Annotated in this window: 15 protein-coding genes; 9 read left to right on the top strand and 6 right to left on the bottom strand. The window is 73.8% G+C overall.

All coding sequences use genetic code 11. The features are described 5' to 3' along the window. Positions 1-44 precede the first annotated feature (44 nt). Positions 45-752: a hypothetical protein gene (locus EDF38_RS15115; protein WP_123353819.1), complete on the bottom strand. Its 708-nt coding sequence runs from the start codon at positions 750-752 to the stop codon at positions 45-47. Positions 753-827: 75 nt separating this feature from the next. Further along, on the bottom strand, positions 828-1,106 hold the full coding sequence (locus EDF38_RS15110) for a hypothetical protein (RefSeq protein ID WP_123356797.1): 279 nt from the start codon (positions 1,104-1,106) through the stop codon (positions 828-830). 223 nt (positions 1,107-1,329) lie between these two features. Here EDF38_RS15110 and EDF38_RS15105 point away from each other — a divergent pair, with 223 nt between their 5' ends. Then, positions 1,330-1,644 (top strand): hypothetical protein, encoded by a 315-nt coding sequence (locus tag EDF38_RS15105; RefSeq protein ID WP_123356795.1) that lies wholly within the window; start codon positions 1,330-1,332, stop codon positions 1,642-1,644. Between the two features lie 111 nt (positions 1,645-1,755). Continuing rightward, entirely contained in the window at positions 1,756-3,069 is a 1,314-nt protein-coding gene (locus EDF38_RS15100; protein WP_123356793.1) for an NAD(P)/FAD-dependent oxidoreductase, read from the top strand. 416 nt (positions 3,070-3,485) lie between these two features. Here EDF38_RS15100 and EDF38_RS15095 read toward each other — a convergent pair whose 3' ends face one another. Then, positions 3,486-4,946: an MFS transporter gene (locus tag EDF38_RS15095; protein ID WP_199734757.1), complete on the bottom strand. Its 1,461-nt coding sequence runs from the start codon at positions 4,944-4,946 to the stop codon at positions 3,486-3,488. Between the two features lie 125 nt (positions 4,947-5,071). On the opposite strand from EDF38_RS15095, the gene EDF38_RS15090 reads away from it, so the two are divergent. Together EDF38_RS15090 and EDF38_RS15085 are read left to right on the top strand one after the other, a co-directional pair. Further along, on the top strand, positions 5,072-5,695 hold the full coding sequence (locus EDF38_RS15090; protein ID WP_123356789.1) for a TetR/AcrR family transcriptional regulator: 624 nt from the start codon (positions 5,072-5,074) through the stop codon (positions 5,693-5,695). A 51-nt stretch (positions 5,696-5,746) separates the two neighbouring features. Further along, positions 5,747-6,349, top strand: a complete 603-nt coding sequence (locus EDF38_RS15085) for a GIY-YIG nuclease family protein (RefSeq protein WP_123356788.1) — start codon at positions 5,747-5,749, stop codon at positions 6,347-6,349. Between the two features lie 30 nt (positions 6,350-6,379). Here the strand turns inward: EDF38_RS15085 and EDF38_RS15080 are convergent, their stop codons facing one another. Continuing rightward, a complete protein-coding gene (locus EDF38_RS15080; protein WP_123356786.1) occupies positions 6,380-7,219 on the bottom strand; it encodes a hypothetical protein in 840 nt (279 codons plus the stop codon). Positions 7,220-7,418: 199 nt separating this feature from the next. Here EDF38_RS15080 and EDF38_RS15990 point away from each other — a divergent pair, with 199 nt between their 5' ends. Further along, positions 7,419-7,946, top strand: a complete 528-nt coding sequence (locus EDF38_RS15990) for a hypothetical protein (RefSeq protein WP_158613400.1) — start codon at positions 7,419-7,421, stop codon at positions 7,944-7,946. A 97-nt stretch (positions 7,947-8,043) separates the two neighbouring features. Here EDF38_RS15990 and EDF38_RS15065 read toward each other — a convergent pair whose 3' ends face one another. Continuing rightward, complete coding sequence (locus EDF38_RS15065; RefSeq protein WP_123357072.1) at positions 8,044-8,535, bottom strand: FBP domain-containing protein; 492 nt, start codon at positions 8,533-8,535, stop codon at positions 8,044-8,046. A gap of 396 nt (positions 8,536-8,931) precedes the next feature. Here EDF38_RS15065 and cls point away from each other — a divergent pair, with 396 nt between their 5' ends. Next, a complete protein-coding gene (cls, locus tag EDF38_RS15060; RefSeq protein ID WP_123356782.1) occupies positions 8,932-10,404 on the top strand; it encodes a cardiolipin synthase in 1,473 nt (490 codons plus the stop codon). Between the two features lie 202 nt (positions 10,405-10,606). Beyond that, a complete protein-coding gene (gene phoA, locus EDF38_RS15055; protein ID WP_123356780.1) occupies positions 10,607-12,562 on the top strand; it encodes an alkaline phosphatase in 1,956 nt (651 codons plus the stop codon). A gap of 283 nt (positions 12,563-12,845) precedes the next feature. On the opposite strand, the gene EDF38_RS15050 is transcribed toward phoA, so the two are convergent. After that, entirely contained in the window at positions 12,846-13,574 is a 729-nt protein-coding gene (locus EDF38_RS15050; RefSeq protein ID WP_123356779.1) for a TetR/AcrR family transcriptional regulator, read from the bottom strand. Positions 13,575-13,651: 77 nt separating this feature from the next. Here EDF38_RS15050 and EDF38_RS15045 point away from each other — a divergent pair, with 77 nt between their 5' ends. Together EDF38_RS15045 and EDF38_RS15040 are read left to right on the top strand one after the other, a co-directional pair. Further along, positions 13,652-15,343: an NAD(P)/FAD-dependent oxidoreductase gene (locus tag EDF38_RS15045; RefSeq protein ID WP_123356777.1), complete on the top strand. Its 1,692-nt coding sequence runs from the start codon at positions 13,652-13,654 to the stop codon at positions 15,341-15,343. Further along, positions 15,340-16,308, top strand: a complete 969-nt coding sequence (locus EDF38_RS15040; RefSeq protein ID WP_123356775.1) for a 3-hydroxyacyl-CoA dehydrogenase — start codon at positions 15,340-15,342, stop codon at positions 16,306-16,308. The genes EDF38_RS15045 and EDF38_RS15040 overlap by 4 nt, the downstream gene beginning before the upstream one ends. Position 16,309: the final 1 nt, after the last annotated feature.

Genomic DNA, 16,309 nt, shown 5'->3' with positions numbered 1-16,309 from the left:
GCCGACGTGGTGGGCGTCGGCGTGGGCCGTCGCCTGTCGGGGTGCTACTTGGTGGCGACGGTGATCTTGGCGACGCCGACGAGCATCTCGTCCTGGACCGCGGTCGTGCCGAACGTGGTGTTCAGCAGCGCGGCGGCGTCGGGGCTGATGTGCACCGTGGTGCCCTCGAGGATGGCGTTGTCGCCGTCGGTCTGGAGGGGCTTCAGCGAGCCGCCGTAGAGGTTGAACAGGTACGCGTCCTCCGCGGCGACCTCGCCGTTGGCGGTCACGGTGCCGTAGAGCTTGGACTCGCCCGGGTCGATGCGGAAGTCGCTGAGCTCGACGACGGTGTCGCCGGCGGTCAGGCTGAGGCCCGAGCCGTCGTGGTCGATCTCGCCCTGCACGTACGGACGCACGTCGCTGGCGGGGTCGTAGTAGTCGACGTTGCCGCCCGTGATCGGGAAGGCGAAGGTGCCGGTGCCGCCGTCGAAGGTGGCGGAGCCGACGACGCCGGGGGTCAGGCCGAGGCTCGTGAGGGCGTCGACGAAGCTCTGGTCGACGGTGACCTCGGTGTCGACGCCGTTGCTGAGGTCGGCGATCGAGGCCAGGGGGGTGGCCTCCGCGGCGGGCTCGGACGCCGACGACGACGCGGAGCTGGTGTCAGTGGATCCGGCGTCGTCCATGGAGCAGGCGGCGAGGGAGAAGACGAGGGCGCCCGAGGCGACGACGCCCAGGCCGGCCTTGACGATGTTCTTGCGCGTGAAAGCGTTCATGATCAGGTCCTTTTCTGTGATTTCCCGGTGGGGATGCAAGGGGTTCGCCGCCCTCACGGAAAAGGGTTGGTGCCGTTATGACTTCGTGACCTTCGCCCGCGACCGGGGCAGTCCGAAGATCGGGGTGACGGGGGCGAGGCCCGGCCCCGTCGGGATCTCGGGCTGCTCCTGGGGCGCACGCCGCGCCTCCCACGGTTCGCCGTCGTCGACGACGAGGCCGCTCAGCTCGGCGTCGGCCGGCACGAGCTCCTCGAGCGACGCGACGAGCGTGAGCTTGTCGCCGGCCTCGCGGTCGTGGCGGATCATGTCCGACGACGACTCGGGACGGGGGCGGTACAGCACGTAGCCCTTCATGGCATCTCCTGTGCTCTCTGTTCTCGGATCGCCCCTCTGCTGCGGCAACGGCAGCGGCATCGGCGGGAACAGGACCGGACCGGGAGGCTGGGCCTCCGACAGCCCTCACGGTACGCGGACGTGACGGCCCTGTCCGGGCTCACGGCCGCCACCCGGCTTCTCACCAGGGTGATGTCCGGGCGGGCCCCTGGTCGGCAGGGCGCAGGCGCGGTACAAATCAGCGATGAAGCTCGTGACGTTCAGCTCGCGGAGCCTCCTGGTCGGCGACGAGGCAGCCGAGGTGCTGCTCGAGTACGCCGCCGTCATCGCCCAGTTCGGCGGCGGCGACACCGTGCAGCTCGCGGCGGTGGACGACCGCGGCGCCGCCGTCGTGGCGACCTTCCTCCTCGACCTCGGCACGCCGCTCATGGCCGAGACCGTCGTCAGCGACCTGCCCGAGCCCGACAACCGCGAGGCCGTCGCGTACATGAGACACGAGCTCGCGCAGTCGCACGGCGCGCTGCTCGGCGAGGCGCCCTCCGCCGACGATCCTGAGTAGCTGCCCAGAGCCTGCACAGTGGGTAGCCTTGACCCCGGGTGCGACACGATCGCGCCCGCCCCCGGGGTCGACGGCGACCACCGCCGCACCCCAGACCGCAGGAGCACCACCATGGCCGAAGACCCCCGCGCCGGAGACCGCCGTCCCCACGTCGTCATCGTCGGAGGAGGCTTCGCCGGCATCGCGACCATGCGGGCGCTCCGTCACGCCGACGTCCGCATCACGCTGATCGACCGCCACGTCTACAACATGTTCCAGCCGCTCATGTACCAGGTGGCCACGGGCGGCCTCAACGCCGGCGACGTGACCTACTTCCTCCGCAGCCTGCGCTCGAAGCAGTCGAACGCGGAGTTCCGCCACGGGCTGCTCACCACCGTCCGCGCCGACGAGCGCATCATCACGCTCCGCGACGGAGAAGAGATCGCCTACGACGCCCTCGTGCTCGCCAACGGCGTCAACACCAGCTACTTCGGCACGAAGGGCGCCTACGAGTACGCCTACTCGATGTACTCCCGCTCGCAGGCGCTGCGCATCCGCGACGAGCTCTTCACCCAGCTCGAGAACGCGGCCGCCTCGCAGGGCAGCGGCGAGGTGCGGGTCGTCATCGTCGGCGGCGGGGCGACCGGCGTCGAGATGGCGGGCTCGCTCGCGGAGCTCCGCGACCAGGCCCTCAAGGACGCCTACCCCGAGATCGACGCCTCGAGCATCACCATCACGCTGGTGCACCGAAGCGGCGAGCTCCTCAAGCCGTTCGCCCCGCGCCTCCGGCGCTACGCGGCCAAGGTGCTGCGCAAGCGCGGCGTCGACCTGCGGCTCGACACCGGCGTCGAGGAGGTGCGGCCCGACGGCGTCGTCGCCGCCGACGGCCAGTTCATCCCGGCAGAGCTCGTCATCTGGGCGACCGGCGTCGCCGCCCACTCCGAGGTCGCGAGCTGGGGCGTGCCGCAGACGCACGGCGGGCGGATCCAGGTCAACGACGACCTCACGGTCAAGGGCCTCGACCGCATCTTCGCCGCGGGCGACATCGCGGCCACCGACGACGCCCTCGCGCAGCTGGCCCAGCCGGCGATCCAGGGCGGCGAGCACATCGGCGAGCAGATCCAGCGGATGCTCGCGGGCAAGCGCCTCGAGCGCTTCAAGTACCACGACAAGGGCACGATGGCGACGGTCGGCACCAACGCCGCCGTGGTCCAGCTGCCGAGCGGCGTCACGATGATCGGGCCGGTCGCGTGGCTGCTCTGGGTGTTCGTCCACATCACGAGCCTGCTCGGCAACGGCAACCGCCTGTCGACGCTCACCCACTTCTTCGTGCGGTACCTGTGGGCCCTGCGCAAGCGCGCGATCCCGATCGTCGGCGACGTGCGACCGGTCCGCCCGAACGGCGACCGCGCCCCCGAGGAGTGGCAGAGCGAGAAGTCGGAGTAGCCGCGGCTGCGGCTGCGGCTGCGGCTGCGGCACGCTCGGAGCCCCGTTCCGTTCGGAGAACCACGAAGCAACGGGGTTCTTCGAACGGAACGGGGTTCTTCGCGGTGGCTGAGCCGGGTCGCTCGCCGCGAACCGCGTTCCGAGCGATGAACCGCGAAGCTTCGTGGTTCATGGATCGGAACGTGGTTCATCGTGAGGCGGGGACCGCGGGAGGCGCGGGGTGCGCCGGGCGCCCACCGCGCCTCCCCGGGCCCCGGCCGGCCGCGCGGCGGCACCCGGCGCCCCGCACCCGGCCCGCACCCCGCACCACGCCCGCACGCCCGCACGCGAAGAACCCCGTTCCGTCCACAGAACCACGAAGGAACGTGGTTCTCTGAACGGAACGGGGTTCCGCGGCGGGCAGTGCGCCGGGGGCGTCAGCCCATGTGCACGACCGGGCCGGAGGGCAGCAGCTCCTCCTTCGTGCCGCGGATCATCGCGAACGAGATGACCGCCGCGATCAGCGTCGCGACTCCGGCCGCGACGAACGCCGCCGAGTAGCCGTCGACGAGCGCGCCGAAGCCCTCCGCCGAGCTGCCGGCCGCGGCCGACGCGTACAGGTTCGTGTAGACCGCGAGGCCGATCGATCCGCCGATCTGCATCATGGCGTTCGAGGTGGCGCTGGCCGCCCCGGCCTCGTGCGGCGCGACCCCGGCGAGCGCGAGGTTCTGCATCGGCACGAAGACGCCGGCGAGGCCGACGCCCATGACGATGAGCGCGGGCAGCACGTGCGTGGCGTAGGCGCCGTCGACGGTGACCATCGACAGCCAGAACAGGCCGATCGCCGCGACGACCGGGCCGACGATCATCAGCACGCGCGGGCCGATCACGGGCAGCAGCTTCGTGAGGATCGGCGCCATCACCATGATGACGACGGTCATCGGCAGGGTGGCGAGGCCGGCCTCGAGCGGGCCGAAGCCGAGCACGATCTGCAGGTGGAAGGTCAGGTACAGCAGCGCGCCGATCATGACGCTGCCGACGATCATCTGCACGAGGAACGCCCCGCCCCTCACCCGGTTCGTCAGCACGCCGAGGGGCAACAGCGGGTGGTCGCTGCGCTTCTGCACGAGCACGAAGAGCGCGAGCAGGCCCGCGCCGAGGGCGATGAAGCCGATGACGACAGCGGAGCCCCAGCCGTCCTCGGCCTGCGTGAATCCGTAGACGAGCGACGCGAGGCCGAGCGCGACGACGACCGTGCCGACGACGTCGAGGCGGTTGTCGCCCTCGGCCTTGCTCTCGCGCACGACGAGCGCGGCGGCGACGATCGCGACGAGCACGATCGGCACGTTGACGAGCAGGCACCAGCGCCAGCTGACGAACTCGGTGAGCACGCCGCCGAGCACCAGGCCGACCGCGGCGCCCGCTCCCGAGATGGCGCCGAAGACGGCGAACGCGGTGTTCCGCTCGCGGCCGCGGCTGAAGGTGGTGGTGAGGACGGCGAGGGCCGCCGGGGCCAGCAGCGCCGCGAAGACGCCCTGCAGGGCGCGGGCCGTGACGAGCAGCTCGCCCGTCTCGACGACGCCGCCGAACGCGGAGGCCGCGCCGAAGCCGATCATGCCGACGATGAAGGTGCGCTTGCGGCCCCAGAAGTCGGCGATGCGGCCGCCGAGCAGCAGCAGGGCGCCGAAGGCGAGGGCGTAGGCGGTCACGACCCACTGGCGGTTCTCGTCGCTCAGGCCGAGCTCGGCCTGGGCCTGCGGCAGGGCGATGTTGACGATGGTGCCGTCGAGCACGACGACGAGCTGGGCGAGCCCGACGATGACGAGCACCCACCAGCGGCGGGACGAGGGAGGCGCCGCCTCGGCGGTCGGGACGGATGCGGTCGATGAGGTGGTCACGGTTCTCCTGGGTCGAGCGGGTCCTGCCGAGTCGCGTCGGGACGCGCGGAGGCGCGGGGTGCGACACGGGGACCGGAACATCCTACCTACTGGTTGGTTGGAAAGCGAGCAGGTAGATTCCTCGCATGGCCTACGACCCCGACGAGACCCGTCGACGCATCCTCGGGGCGGCGACCGACGAGTTCTCCGCCCGGGGCCTCGCGGGTGCCCGGGTCGACCGCATCGCCGCCGCGGCGGGCTGCAGCAAGGAGCGCCTCTACGCCAACTTCGGCGACAAGGAGTCGCTCTTCACCACGGTGCTCAACCACTCCTTCGCGGCGCTCGGCGAGGCGGCCGAGCGCGCCGGGCGCGCCGGCTCTCCGGTCGCCAGCGCCGCCGACTTCGCCGTCGCGATCTTCGACCACCTCGCCGAGAACCCCGAGAACCAGCGTCTGCTGAGCTGGGCCCGGCTCGAGGACGCCCACGACTGGGAGGACTCGTTCGCGGTCCTCGCGGAGGTGCGCGACGCCTCCACCGGGCAGCTCGCCCGGCTCGGGGTCGGGTCGGCTCCGTGGCCGGTCGACGACGTGTTCGTGCTCGTGCTGTCGATCGCGACGGCGTGGTCGCAGCTGCCCGGCGGGGCGCGGGCCGGGGGCGCGGGTGCCGGGGCCGCCGGTGCCGGCGCCGGCGCGGCGGCGCCCGGGGCGACGACCGACCTCGACGCGCAGCGCGAGATCGTGCGCGCGGCGGTGGCCCGACTGCTCGGCTGAGGAGGCGCGGGTCGCGTCGCCGATGTCGGTGGCCGCCCCTACCGTCCAGGCATGGACCACGAGACCGACGTCGACGCGCGACGAGCCTGTGCGGGCGGACTCGACGCCGGCGGCAGGCCCTCGCCCTGCGCCGAGCCGGTGGCGGAGGGCACGCCGGTCCCCCTCTGCACGGAGCACCTCGGGCTCGCCGCCGACTGGGCGGCGGGCGAGCACGGCGTCGGCACGGAGGACGTGCTGCCCTCGCCGTGCCTGGCGTGCGGCTCGAGGCTCGGCGTGCGGTGGCCGTCGGGCTGGCTCTGCGCGGTGTGCGAGTGGCGGCACGGCGAGGTCCCCGAGGGCGACCTCGCGCCTCCCCGGGTCGACGTCGTGTACTACCTGCGCTTCGCCGAGCGCATCAAGATCGGCACCTCGGCCAACCCCCGGCAGCGGCTCGCGGCGATCCGGCACGAGCAGCTGCTGGCGTTCGAGCGAGGCGACCGCCACGTCGAGCACGCCCGGCACGAGCAGTTCGCCGCCCAGCGGCAGGGCCGCAGCGAGTGGTTCACCGCCGACGCCGAGCTGCTCGAGCACGTGCGGGCGGTGGCGGCCGGGCAACCCGACCCCTGGGCGACCTGGGCACGGTGGCGCAGCGAGGCGCTGGCGCTCCGCGGCTGAGGGCAGCGGGCTCAGGTCGGCTGAGGCGGATCAGCCGCGTCGGCGCCCGACCGCGACGGCAACGGCGAGGAGGGCGACCGTGACGCTGCCGCCGACCGCGAGCACGAGGCGCTCCTGACGCTTGACGAGCCGTTCGAGGCGACCCGTCGTCTCACGCAGGGCCTCGGCCCCGGTGTCGGCCACGTCGCGCAGGGCGTCCGCCCCGGTCTCGGCCACGTCGCGACTCGCGCGCGTGACGTCGTGCACCATGCGCTCGGCGGCCGCGGCGAGGTCGCGGGCCTCGCCCGTGGCGTCCCGCACGAACTGCTGCGCCCGCTCGGCCGCGTCCCGACCGGTGTGGGCGGCGTCGCGCACCCGGTCGACGGTCTCGCGCACGCGGTCGGCCCGCGACGACGTCGACCCTGACCCCGACCCCGACCCCGACCCCGACGAGGAGGCGCGGACCGGCTCGGCCAAGACCGGCGCCCGCTCCGCAGACGGTCGCGTCGCCGCACCGGGCGCGGCTCCCGTCGACGACCCGGCTCCTGCCGGGGTGCGCCCCGAGGGCGCCGTCCCGGTCGAGGCGGTCGCGCCGGACGACGGGCGCTTCGCGGCCTCGGGCTGCTCGGCCGAGGCCGACTCCGGCGCGGGAGCCTTCGGCACCGGCGCCTTCTTCGGGGTCGGCCTCACGGTCGCCGTGGGCACGTCGGCTCCCGCCGAGCCCGAGCGCGGCGGGGCTGCGGCGTCGCGGACGACCTGGCCGGCGCGTCCCGCGAGGTCTCGCAGCGCCTCCCGGTCGGTGTCGGAGACGACCCCGCTCCGGTCGATCGCGTCGAGGGCGCGCTTCGCCGCCGATCGCAGGGAGTCGCGCTTGTCGTCCGAACCGCTCATGTCGTCAGCCTCTCGTCGACCGGGCGACGGGGCCCGGTGCCGGAGGCCGACGGTACTCCGCGGGGAGGCGCGTCACCTGGAGCCGTGCCGCCAGCGGACATCGGCGCTCAGCGGATCGAGAAGCTCCCGCGAGGTGCGGGCAAGGCCGACGACCTAACGTCCTCACGACACCAGCCCGCCCCGACCCCGAGGACCAGCCATGACCGACCAGCACCGAGACCCCCAGCCGCCGAGCACCGACGCCACCGGCATCGGCCCGGGCACCACCGGCACCACCGGCACTGCCGCCACCACGACGACGCACGCCCCGGCCGCAGGCTGGAGCGCACCCGCGCCCGCACCCGCACCCGCACCCGGGCCGGCCGCCGGCCCCGGCGCCGGAGGACCCGCACCCTCGGGCGACGGGCAGGGCGCCTGGCAGGCGGGCGCCTGGCAGGGGGGCGCCCCGGGGGCGGGCGGGGCGCCGGCGACCGGCAGCGCGCCTCCCCGGGTCTCGGTGTTCCGTCGGCGGCTGTGGCTGCTGCCGGTCATCGTCGGCGTGGCCGCCCTCGTCGTCGGGCTCGTCGTGGGCGGCGTCGGCGGGTTCGCCGCGGGGTCGGTCATGGGCGGCCTGCGCGGGCCGGGCACCGGGACGAGCGACGGGCGGTTCCCCGGCGGGCAGGGCGGCCTGCCCGGCCAGGGCGACGACTCGGGCTCGACGGGGTCCGGCTCGAGCTCGAGCAGCTAGGCGACCCGGCCGCTGCGGCCCGACCGCTGCGGTCTCGGCCCGCCGCCTCCACCGCCCCGGCGGCCGCCCGCGCCCGCGCCGCCGCCCCGGCCGTCGCTCAGACGCCGTTCTGCACCGCCCCGACGAACCCCGCCGCCCGCTCGCGCAGGGCCTCGACGCGGGAGGCCTTCGCCGCCTCGACGTCGAAGCCGAGGTAGGCGACGGGCGGCGCCACGCGGACGTTGGCCGAGCACTGGAAGTCGCTGCAGACGAGCGTCCCGACCGTGTCGCCCGCACGACCGGCGGCCCCCGACCGGCGGGCCGAGAAGAACGCGACGTCGTTGGGCAACGTGACGTCCTGGCACCAGGTGCACTGGGCGCGTGACCGCGGTGCCGCGGTGCCCTGCTGCAGCACGACGCCGACGACCTCGTCGCCGACCGGCACGACGACGTAGGCGCGACGGGCGTACTTGGGGTCGCGCCAGCCGAGGAGGTCGAGCGACGCCCAGTCGAGGTCGTCGAAGCCGGCGGGCAGGGTCAGGTCGGCGACCTCGCGTCGCGTGGCGTTCGTGAAGGAGGCGCGGAGGGTCTCGTCGGTCAGGGTGATCATGGCGATGCCGTTCTGTGGGGGCTGCCGACGGGGCGCGGCGACGGCGGACGCGGTGACGCGACCGCCCCCGTCGTGGACGGGCGAGCGGTCGGTCGGGCGCACGTGCGTCGGCGCGACGATCGGGCAGCAGCAGGGGTGGTCGTGGTCAGGGAGGTCGATCGGACGAGGTCGACGTCTACCTGGAGCCGGCGGACGAACCGCCGACGACCCCCGATCGCCCCGAGGGCGTCGCGCTGCGGGAGATGATCACGCGTCGAGGCTAGGCACCCTCGGGCGACCGCGCAAGACAGGGACTCGAGTCCGGCGCCTCCTCCCCCGCTGTCCGCCGAGCGCGCTCGTGCACATCCACAGCGAACCGGGGAGGCGCGGGTCGGCGCCGCCTGGGAGGATCAGCAGATGAGATGGCGCTCCGTGCTCAAGGCACTCCCGACGGTCGTGCTCGTGGTCGACATCGTGATCCGGGTGGTGGCGGTCGTCGCCGTGCCGCGCAACCGGCGTCCGAGCTCGGCGATGGCGTGGCTGATGACGATCTTCGTGGCGCCGATCCCCGGCAGCCTGCTGTTCGGGCTGATCGGCTCGACGAAGCTGCCGCGCGACCGTCGTGAGAAGCAGCGCGAGATCAACCAGCGCATCCTCGACAGCACGGCCGACCTCGACACGAAGTCCGCCACGGTCGAGACCGACCCGCCCTGGTTCGGCACCGTCGTCCAGCTGAACCGCACCCTGGGGGCGATGCCCCTCAGCCCGGGCAACACCGCACGGCTGCTGCCGGACTACCGCAGCTCGATCGAGGCCATGACGGCCGCCGTCGACGAGGCCGAGCAGTACGTCCACGTCGAGTTCTACATCCTCACGCGCGACGAGACGACCTTCCCGTTCTTCGACGCCCTGGCGCGCGCCCACCAGCGCGGCGTGACCGTGCGGGTGCTCTACGACCACTGGGCGACGATCCGCAACCCGCAGGGCCGCGTCACGAGAGACTGGCTGCGCGCCTCGGGCATCGCCTTCGAGGAGATGCTGCCGTTCCACCCCACGAAGGGCATGTGGCGCCGGCCCGACCTGCGCAACCACCGCAAGATCGTCGTCGTCGACGGCGACGTCGCCTTCACCGGCTCGCAGAACATGACCGACCCGAGCTACAACAAGCGCGGCAACATCCGTCGCGGGCTGCAGTGGAAAGACCTCATGGTGCGGCTCGACGGGCCGGCCGCGATCGGCCTCAACGCCCTGTTCCTCACCGACTGGTACAGCGAGACCGACGACCTGCCGGTGATCGACCGCGACCCGGAGAAGGTCCGCCGCGCGACCGGCCCCGACGCGATCGACTGCCAGGTCGTGCCGAGCGGGCCGGGGTTCGACGGCGAGAACAACCTGCGCCTGTTCAACGCGCTGGTCTACGGCGCCCAGGAGCGCCTCATCATCGCGAGCCCCTACTTCGTGCCCGACGACTCGATGCTCTACGCGATCACGACGGCCGCCGAGCGCGGCGTCGACGTGCAGCTGTTCGCGTGCGAGGTCGCCGACCAGTTCCTCGTCTACCACGCCCAGCGCTCGTACTACGAGACGCTGCTGCGCGCCGGGGTGCGCATCTTCCTCTACGAGAAGCCCACCGTGCTGCACTCGAAGCACTTCACGGTCGACGACGACGTCGCGGTCGTCGGCTCGAGCAACATGGACATGCGCTCGTTCAGCCTCAACTTCGAGGTGTCGCTGCTCGTGCGCAGCTCGCACTTCGTCACGCGCATGCGCGAGGTCGAGGACGACTACCGGTCGAGGTCGCGCGAGGTCAAGCTCGACGCGTGGCTGTCCCGCCCGGCCGGGCTCCAGGTGCTCGACAACGTCGCCCGCCTCACGGCCGCGGTGCAGTAGGCCCGCACCCGGCCCCGGTCCCGCACCCGCATCCGCGCCCGGCCCCGCTCGAGTCGCTGCGCGCCCTGCAACTCGTCGCCGCCCGGTCACCGCGACGACACCTCCGCGACCCCCCGCGGCCACCTCCGGCCGTTCGACTGGCGAGGTCCCCGATCAGGGGTGGACCCTCCCCGCACCGTCGATCACTGGAGCAGGAACACACGTGACCACTCGCACCCGCCGCCCCCGCGCGGCCCTCGCCACGGGGGCGGTGGCGATCGCCGCCTCCCTCGTCCTCGTCCCCACCGCGGCCCTGGCCGCGACCCCTGCCGACGTCGCGCAGAACGGCGGCGCCGCCCGCAGCATCGACGACAGCACCCAGGCCCTCCTCGACTCGGTGCAGGCCGGCCCGGCGAAGAACGTGATCCTGCTGATCGGCGACGGCATGGGCGACTCCGAGATCACCTCGGCCCGCAACTACGCCTACGGCGCGGGCGGGACGCTGCCCGGCATCGACTCGCTCCCGCTGACGGGCCAGTACACGACGTACTCGCTGAACAAGAGCGGCCCGAACGCCGGCAAGCCCGACTACGTGCCCGACTCCGCGGCGACCGGCTCGGCCTGGGCCACCGGCACGAAGACCTACGACAACGCCATCTCGGTCGACGTCGAGGGCACCCCCCAGGACACGCTGCTCGAGATCGCGAAGGCGAACGGCCTCAAGACGGGCAACGTCTCGACCGCCGAGCTCCAGGACGCGACCCCCGCGGTGCAGGCCGCCCACGTCGCGGCGCGCAGCTGCTACGGCCCCGACACCGTCGAGCAGTGCGGCGACGACGCGCTCGACCAGGGCGGGCTCGGCTCGATCAGCGAGCAGATCATCGGCACGCGCGCCGACCTGACCCTCGGCGGAGGCGCGGCCTCGTTCACGCAGACCGCCCGCGCCGGCCAGTACGAGGGCTCGGCCCTCTTCGACCAGGCCGCCGACCGCGGCTACCAGGTGGTCCGCGACGCCGCCGGGCTCGACGCCGTGACCGCCGCCGACCAGACGGCTCCCGTGCTCGGCACCTTCACCGACGGCAACTTCCCGACGCGCTACGCCGCGACGACCGCCACCGTGGGAGGCGCGGACCTCGCCCCGCAGACCTGCCAGCCGAACCCCGCCCGCCTCTCGACCGACCTCAGCCTCCGCTCGCTGACCGAGAAGTCGATCGACCTGCTCGACGGCGACGCCGGCTTCTTCCTGCAGGTGGAGGGCGCCTCCATCGACAAGCGCGACCACAGCGCCGACGCGTGCGGACAGATCGGCGAGGTGCTCGACCTCGACGAGGCCGTGCAGGCCGCGCTCGAGTTCGCCGAGGCCGACGGGAACACGATGGTCATCGTCACCGCCGACCACGCGCACACCAGCCAGATCGTCGACAGCACCCCGCCGGCGACGCTCAGCACGGCGCTGACCACGGTCGACGGCTCCACCATGAAGATCGCCTACGGCACGGCCGCCGAGGGCGGGTCGCAGCAGCACACCGGCACGCAGCTGCGCGTCGCCGGCTACGGCCCCGGCGCCGCGAACGTCGTCGGCCTGATCGACCAGACCGACAACTTCTTCACGATCGTGAACGCGCTGCAGCTCGACCGTGACCTCGACGGCCTCAGCGCCGACGCGACCGTCTCGGCGCCCGCCGAGGTCGCGCCGGGTGCGACGTTCGACGTGACGGCCAGCGGCGTCGCCGGCGACCGCCAGGTCTCGGGCGTGCTCACGCCGGCCGCGGGCGACCCGGTCGACCTCGGCACCGTCGACGTGATCGACGGCGTCGCGACCTTCTCGGTCACGGCGCCCGACGAGCTCGGCTCCGCGACGGTCACGCTGACCGGCGTGCAGTCGGGCGTCGTGCTGGACGCCGCGGTGACGGTCGCCGACGGAGCGGTCGCCCCCGCCCCGACGGCCTCGGCCAGCCCGGTGCCCGGCAGCGGCGACGGCGACGGCAGCGACGGCAGCGACGGCGCGGGCGTCGTGCCCGGTGCCGGCACGGCCGGCGGCGGCCCCCTCGCCTTCACCGGGTCGGAGGCCCTCCCCGCCCTGCTGCTCGCCGCGATGCTCGTCGCTGCGGGAGCCGTGCTCGTCGCCCGCCGCCGCCGCGCGGCCGGCACGTTCGACCACTCGGGCGCGCAGCACTAGCCGACCGGCTGCGGATCAGGAGGCGCGGTGCCCACGGGCGCCGCGCCTCCTGCCGTCCTCCCCCCGCCGGGCACCGTGGCCCGAGCCGCACCCCCGGGTCGCGTCGCGTTCTCGACGTCACGTCGCGCCAGAACGTGACGCGACGCCCAGAGCGCGACGCGCACCACCGAGGTGGGCGCCGCCCCGTGCACGTCGCACCCCCGACCCGGCGTCGCACCCCTCGTCCCGACGGTGCAACGCCGGTCCGACGGTGCAGCGCGGACGACGCGGGCACCGCGCGGGGTCAGCGGGCGGGGCCGGCGACGCCGTAGATGCTGCTCAGCCAGACGTGCAGCAGGGTGTCGACGGGGTCGACCGCCGCCGCGGGCAGGCTCGGCTCGGTCAGCGCGGCCATGATCACGCGCTCGTTGAGCAGGTTGAGGCTCGTCGCGAGCACGCGCGGGTCGGGGCCGGCGACGGCGGCGCCGCGCGTCCGTTCGCGCTCGATCGCGGCGGCGGTCTCGTCGATCCAGCCCTGCAGCAGCCGCGACCACTGCTCGACCAGCTCCGGGTCGGTGCCGCGGGCGCCGACGACGGCCGACACGACGCCCGGATGCTGCGCGAACGTGTCGAAGAACGCCGCGATCACGCGTCGCCAGGTCGCGGCCGGATCGTCCTCGAGCCCGGTGAAGACCTCTGCCGACCGCCGCGACGCCTCGCGCGCCACCCGGTCGAGGAGCGCCAGCAGCACGCTTCGCTTCGAGGCGAAGTAGAAGTAGAACGTGGGCCTCGAGATGCCGGCGCCGCGGGCCAGGTCGTCGATCGTGAGGGCCGAGAAGTCCTTCTCGCCGAGCAGCCGGTCGGCGGTGGTGAGGATCGCCGACTCCCGCTCGTCGCCCGACACGCGCGCCGCCCGTCGCCCGCGCGGCGCCCCGGCGCTCGCACCCGGACCAGCCGCCGCACCCGCAGCAGAAGCAGCAGCAGAGCCAGGACCCGCAGGAGGCGCGGAGGCGGCGTCGAGATCGGCAGGCATCCCCCGATGGTACCGCTCTCCTGAGTGTTCTCGACATGCTGTTGATGCTCTCGACACAGTGTCGATAGAGTCGGAGCATGACCACGACGGCCCCCGACCAGAGCAGCTCGGACAGCAGCGGCGACCCCGGCGACGTCGCGGACGCCACCGCGACGGACCTCGACATCGTCATCGTCGGCGCGGGCCTCTCGGGCATCGGAGCCGCGGCGCGCCTCCGGGCCGCCTTCCCCGACCGGCGCATCGCGATCCTCGAGTCGCGGGCCGTGAGCGGCGGCACGTGGGACCTCTTCCGCTACCCGGGCGTCCGCTCCGACAGCGACATGGCGACCCTCGGCTACCCGTTCCGCCCCTGGACCGACCGCCGAGCGATCGCCCCCGGCGCGACGATCCTGCAGTACATCCGCGACACCGCCGCCGAGACCGGCGTCGACCGCCTCGTGCGGTACGGGCACCGCGTCGTCGCGGCCGACTGGTCGTCGGACGACGACCGCTGGCGCCTCACGGTCGAGACCGGCGAGCAGAACGCCCCCGGCACCGGCACCGGCACCGGCACCGGCGAGCCCCGCGCGACCGGCGAGCCCCGCACGACCGAGCTCACGACGGTGTTCCTCTTCCTCGCCTCGGGCTACTACCGGTACGACCAGGGGCACCGGCCGACCTTCCCCGGCGAGGACGACTTCACCGGTCGTTTCGTGCACCCGCAACAGTGGCCCGACGACCTCGACACCGCCGGGCGCGACGTCGTCGTGATCGGCAGCGGCGCGACGGCGATGACCCTCGTCCCGGCGCTCGCCCGCGAGGGAGCCCGCGTCACGATGCTGCAGCGCTCCCCGACCTGGGTCACCTCGCTGCCCTCGATCGACCGGCGCCTGCTGCCGAGGTCGAGGCGGATCGGGCTGCGAGCCTCCGCCCGGGTCTCGCGCTGGCGGGGCATCGCCGGCGGCCTGCTCACCTACCAGTTCAGCCGGCGAGCGCCCGAGCGCACGAAGCGCTTCCTCCGCTCGCGGGTCGCCGCCCGCCTGCCCGAGGGCTTCGACGTCGACCGCCACTTCACCCCGCGCTACGACCCGTGGGACGAGCGCCTCTGCGTCGTGCCCGACGGCGACCTGTTCCGGGCGCTCCGTGACGGGACGGCCCGCGTCGTCACCGACACGATCGACACGATCACGCCCGGCGGCGTGCGGCTGACGTCGGGCGAGGAGCTTCCCGCCGACGTCATCGTCACCGCGACCGGCCTCACGATGCAGCTCTTCGGCGGCATGCGACTCACGCTCGACGGAAGCCCGGTCGACCCCGCCGACCACGTCGCCTACAAGGGCGCGATGCTCGACGGCGTGCCGAACATGGCCTTCGCCGTCGGCTACACGAACGCCTCGTGGACGCTCAAGATCGACCTCGTCGTCCGCTTCGTCGAGCGGGTGCTGCACGGCATGGAGGCGCGGGGCGAGACCCGCGTCACGCCCGCCGCACCGACACGGCCGGGCCGCCTCGGCGAGCTCAGCCCGCTGATCGACCTCCGCTCGGGCTACGTCGCCCGCGGCCTGCACCTGCTGCCGCGCCAGGGCGCGCACGCGCCGTGGCGGCTGCACCAGAACTACCTGCGCGACCTCGTGCTGTTCCGGCTCGGGCGCGTCCGCGGCGACGGGCTCGTGTTCGGCGGCCACCGCCCGGCCGGCGGCGCCTCGTCCGCCTCGACCCCCGCAGCCGCGCCCGCCACGACCTCCTCCTCCTCGACCCCCACGACCCCCTCCGGAAGGACCTCCTCATGACCGACACCACCAGCCCCGCCGCGCCGAGCGGCCCCGCCGCGACCGGCACCGCCGCGTCCGCGACCTCCGCGGACGACGCGACCCGCGCCTCCGGCGCTCACGGCTCCGACCTCCGCCGCGTGACCGTGCTCGGCACGGGCGTGCTCGGCGCGCAGATCGCGTTCCAGGCGGCGTACAGCGGCAGCACCGTGACCGCGTACGACGTGAGCGACGAGGCCCTCGAGGCCGGTCGCGCGCGGTTCACCGGGCTCGCCGCGACCTACCTCACGCCGCAGGGCCTCCGCGGCGCGACGGAAGAGGCGACGCAGGAGGCGCTGGGTCGCCTCTCGTACTCCTCCGACCTCGCCGAGGCCGTCGCCGACGCCGACCTCGTGATCGAGGCCGTGCCCGAGCACCTCGGCCTCAAGCGCGACCTCTACTCGCGGCTCGCACCCCTGCTGCCGGAGCGCACCGTGCTCGCGACGAACTCGTCGACCCTGCTGCCGAGCGCCCTCGCCGACGCGACCGGGCGGCCCGACCGATTCCTCGCGCTGCACTTCGCGAACCTCATCTGGATCAACAACACCGCCGAGGTGATGGGCACCACCGAGACCTCGCCCGAGGTCTACGAGCGCGTCGTCGAGTTCGCCCGCGGCATGGGCATGGTGCCGATCGAGCTCAAGAAGGAGCAGCCCGGCTACGTGCTCAACTCCCTCCTCGTGCCGCTGCTCAACGCGGCGTCGGCGCTGCTCGTCAAGGGCGTCGCCGAGCCCGAGACCGTCGACACGACCTGGCGCATCGGCACGGGGGCGCCGTTCGGGCCGTTCCAGATCATGGACGTGATCGGCCTCCGCACGGTGCACGCCGTCTCGGTCGCGGGCGGGCCCGAGGGCGAGGCGTTCGCGGAGATCATCCAGCGCGACTACCTCGACCACGGCAAGACCGGGCGCGAGAGCGGCGCGGGCTTCTACACGTACGCCGAGTAGG

The organism is Frigoribacterium sp. PhB160, assembly GCF_003751785.1.
Taxonomy (GTDB): Bacteria; Actinomycetota; Actinomycetes; order Actinomycetales; family Microbacteriaceae; genus Frigoribacterium.
Note: the sequence above shows the minus strand (reverse complement) of the source record. Positions and strands in the feature narration are given on the sequence as shown.

Excerpts from the sequence above, each read along its gene's own strand:
- EDF38_RS15115 (WP_123353819.1), bottom strand. The coding sequence starts at position 752 with ATGAACGCTTTCACGCGCAAGAACATCGTCAAGGCCGGCCTGGGCGTC.
- EDF38_RS15105 (WP_123356795.1), top strand. The coding sequence starts at position 1,330 with ATGAAGCTCGTGACGTTCAGCTCGCGGAGCCTCCTGGTCGGCGACGAG.
- EDF38_RS15045 (WP_123356777.1), top strand. The coding sequence starts at position 13,652 with ATGACCACGACGGCCCCCGACCAGAGCAGCTCGGACAGCAGCGGCGAC.
- EDF38_RS15990 (WP_158613400.1), top strand. The coding sequence starts at position 7,419 with ATGACCGACCAGCACCGAGACCCCCAGCCGCCGAGCACCGACGCCACC.
- EDF38_RS15090 (WP_123356789.1), top strand. The coding sequence starts at position 5,072 with ATGGCCTACGACCCCGACGAGACCCGTCGACGCATCCTCGGGGCGGCG.
- EDF38_RS15110 (WP_123356797.1), bottom strand. The coding sequence starts at position 1,106 with ATGAAGGGCTACGTGCTGTACCGCCCCCGTCCCGAGTCGTCGTCGGAC.
- EDF38_RS15050 (WP_123356779.1), bottom strand. The coding sequence starts at position 13,574 with ATGCCTGCCGATCTCGACGCCGCCTCCGCGCCTCCTGCGGGTCCTGGC.
- EDF38_RS15065 (WP_123357072.1), bottom strand. The coding sequence starts at position 8,535 with ATGATCACCCTGACCGACGAGACCCTCCGCGCCTCCTTCACGAACGCC.
- EDF38_RS15040 (WP_123356775.1), top strand. The coding sequence starts at position 15,340 with ATGACCGACACCACCAGCCCCGCCGCGCCGAGCGGCCCCGCCGCGACC.
- EDF38_RS15080 (WP_123356786.1), bottom strand. The coding sequence starts at position 7,219 with ATGAGCGGTTCGGACGACAAGCGCGACTCCCTGCGATCGGCGGCGAAG.
- cls (WP_123356782.1), top strand. The coding sequence starts at position 8,932 with ATGAGATGGCGCTCCGTGCTCAAGGCACTCCCGACGGTCGTGCTCGTG.
- EDF38_RS15085 (WP_123356788.1), top strand. The coding sequence starts at position 5,747 with ATGGACCACGAGACCGACGTCGACGCGCGACGAGCCTGTGCGGGCGGA.
- EDF38_RS15100 (WP_123356793.1), top strand. The coding sequence starts at position 1,756 with ATGGCCGAAGACCCCCGCGCCGGAGACCGCCGTCCCCACGTCGTCATC.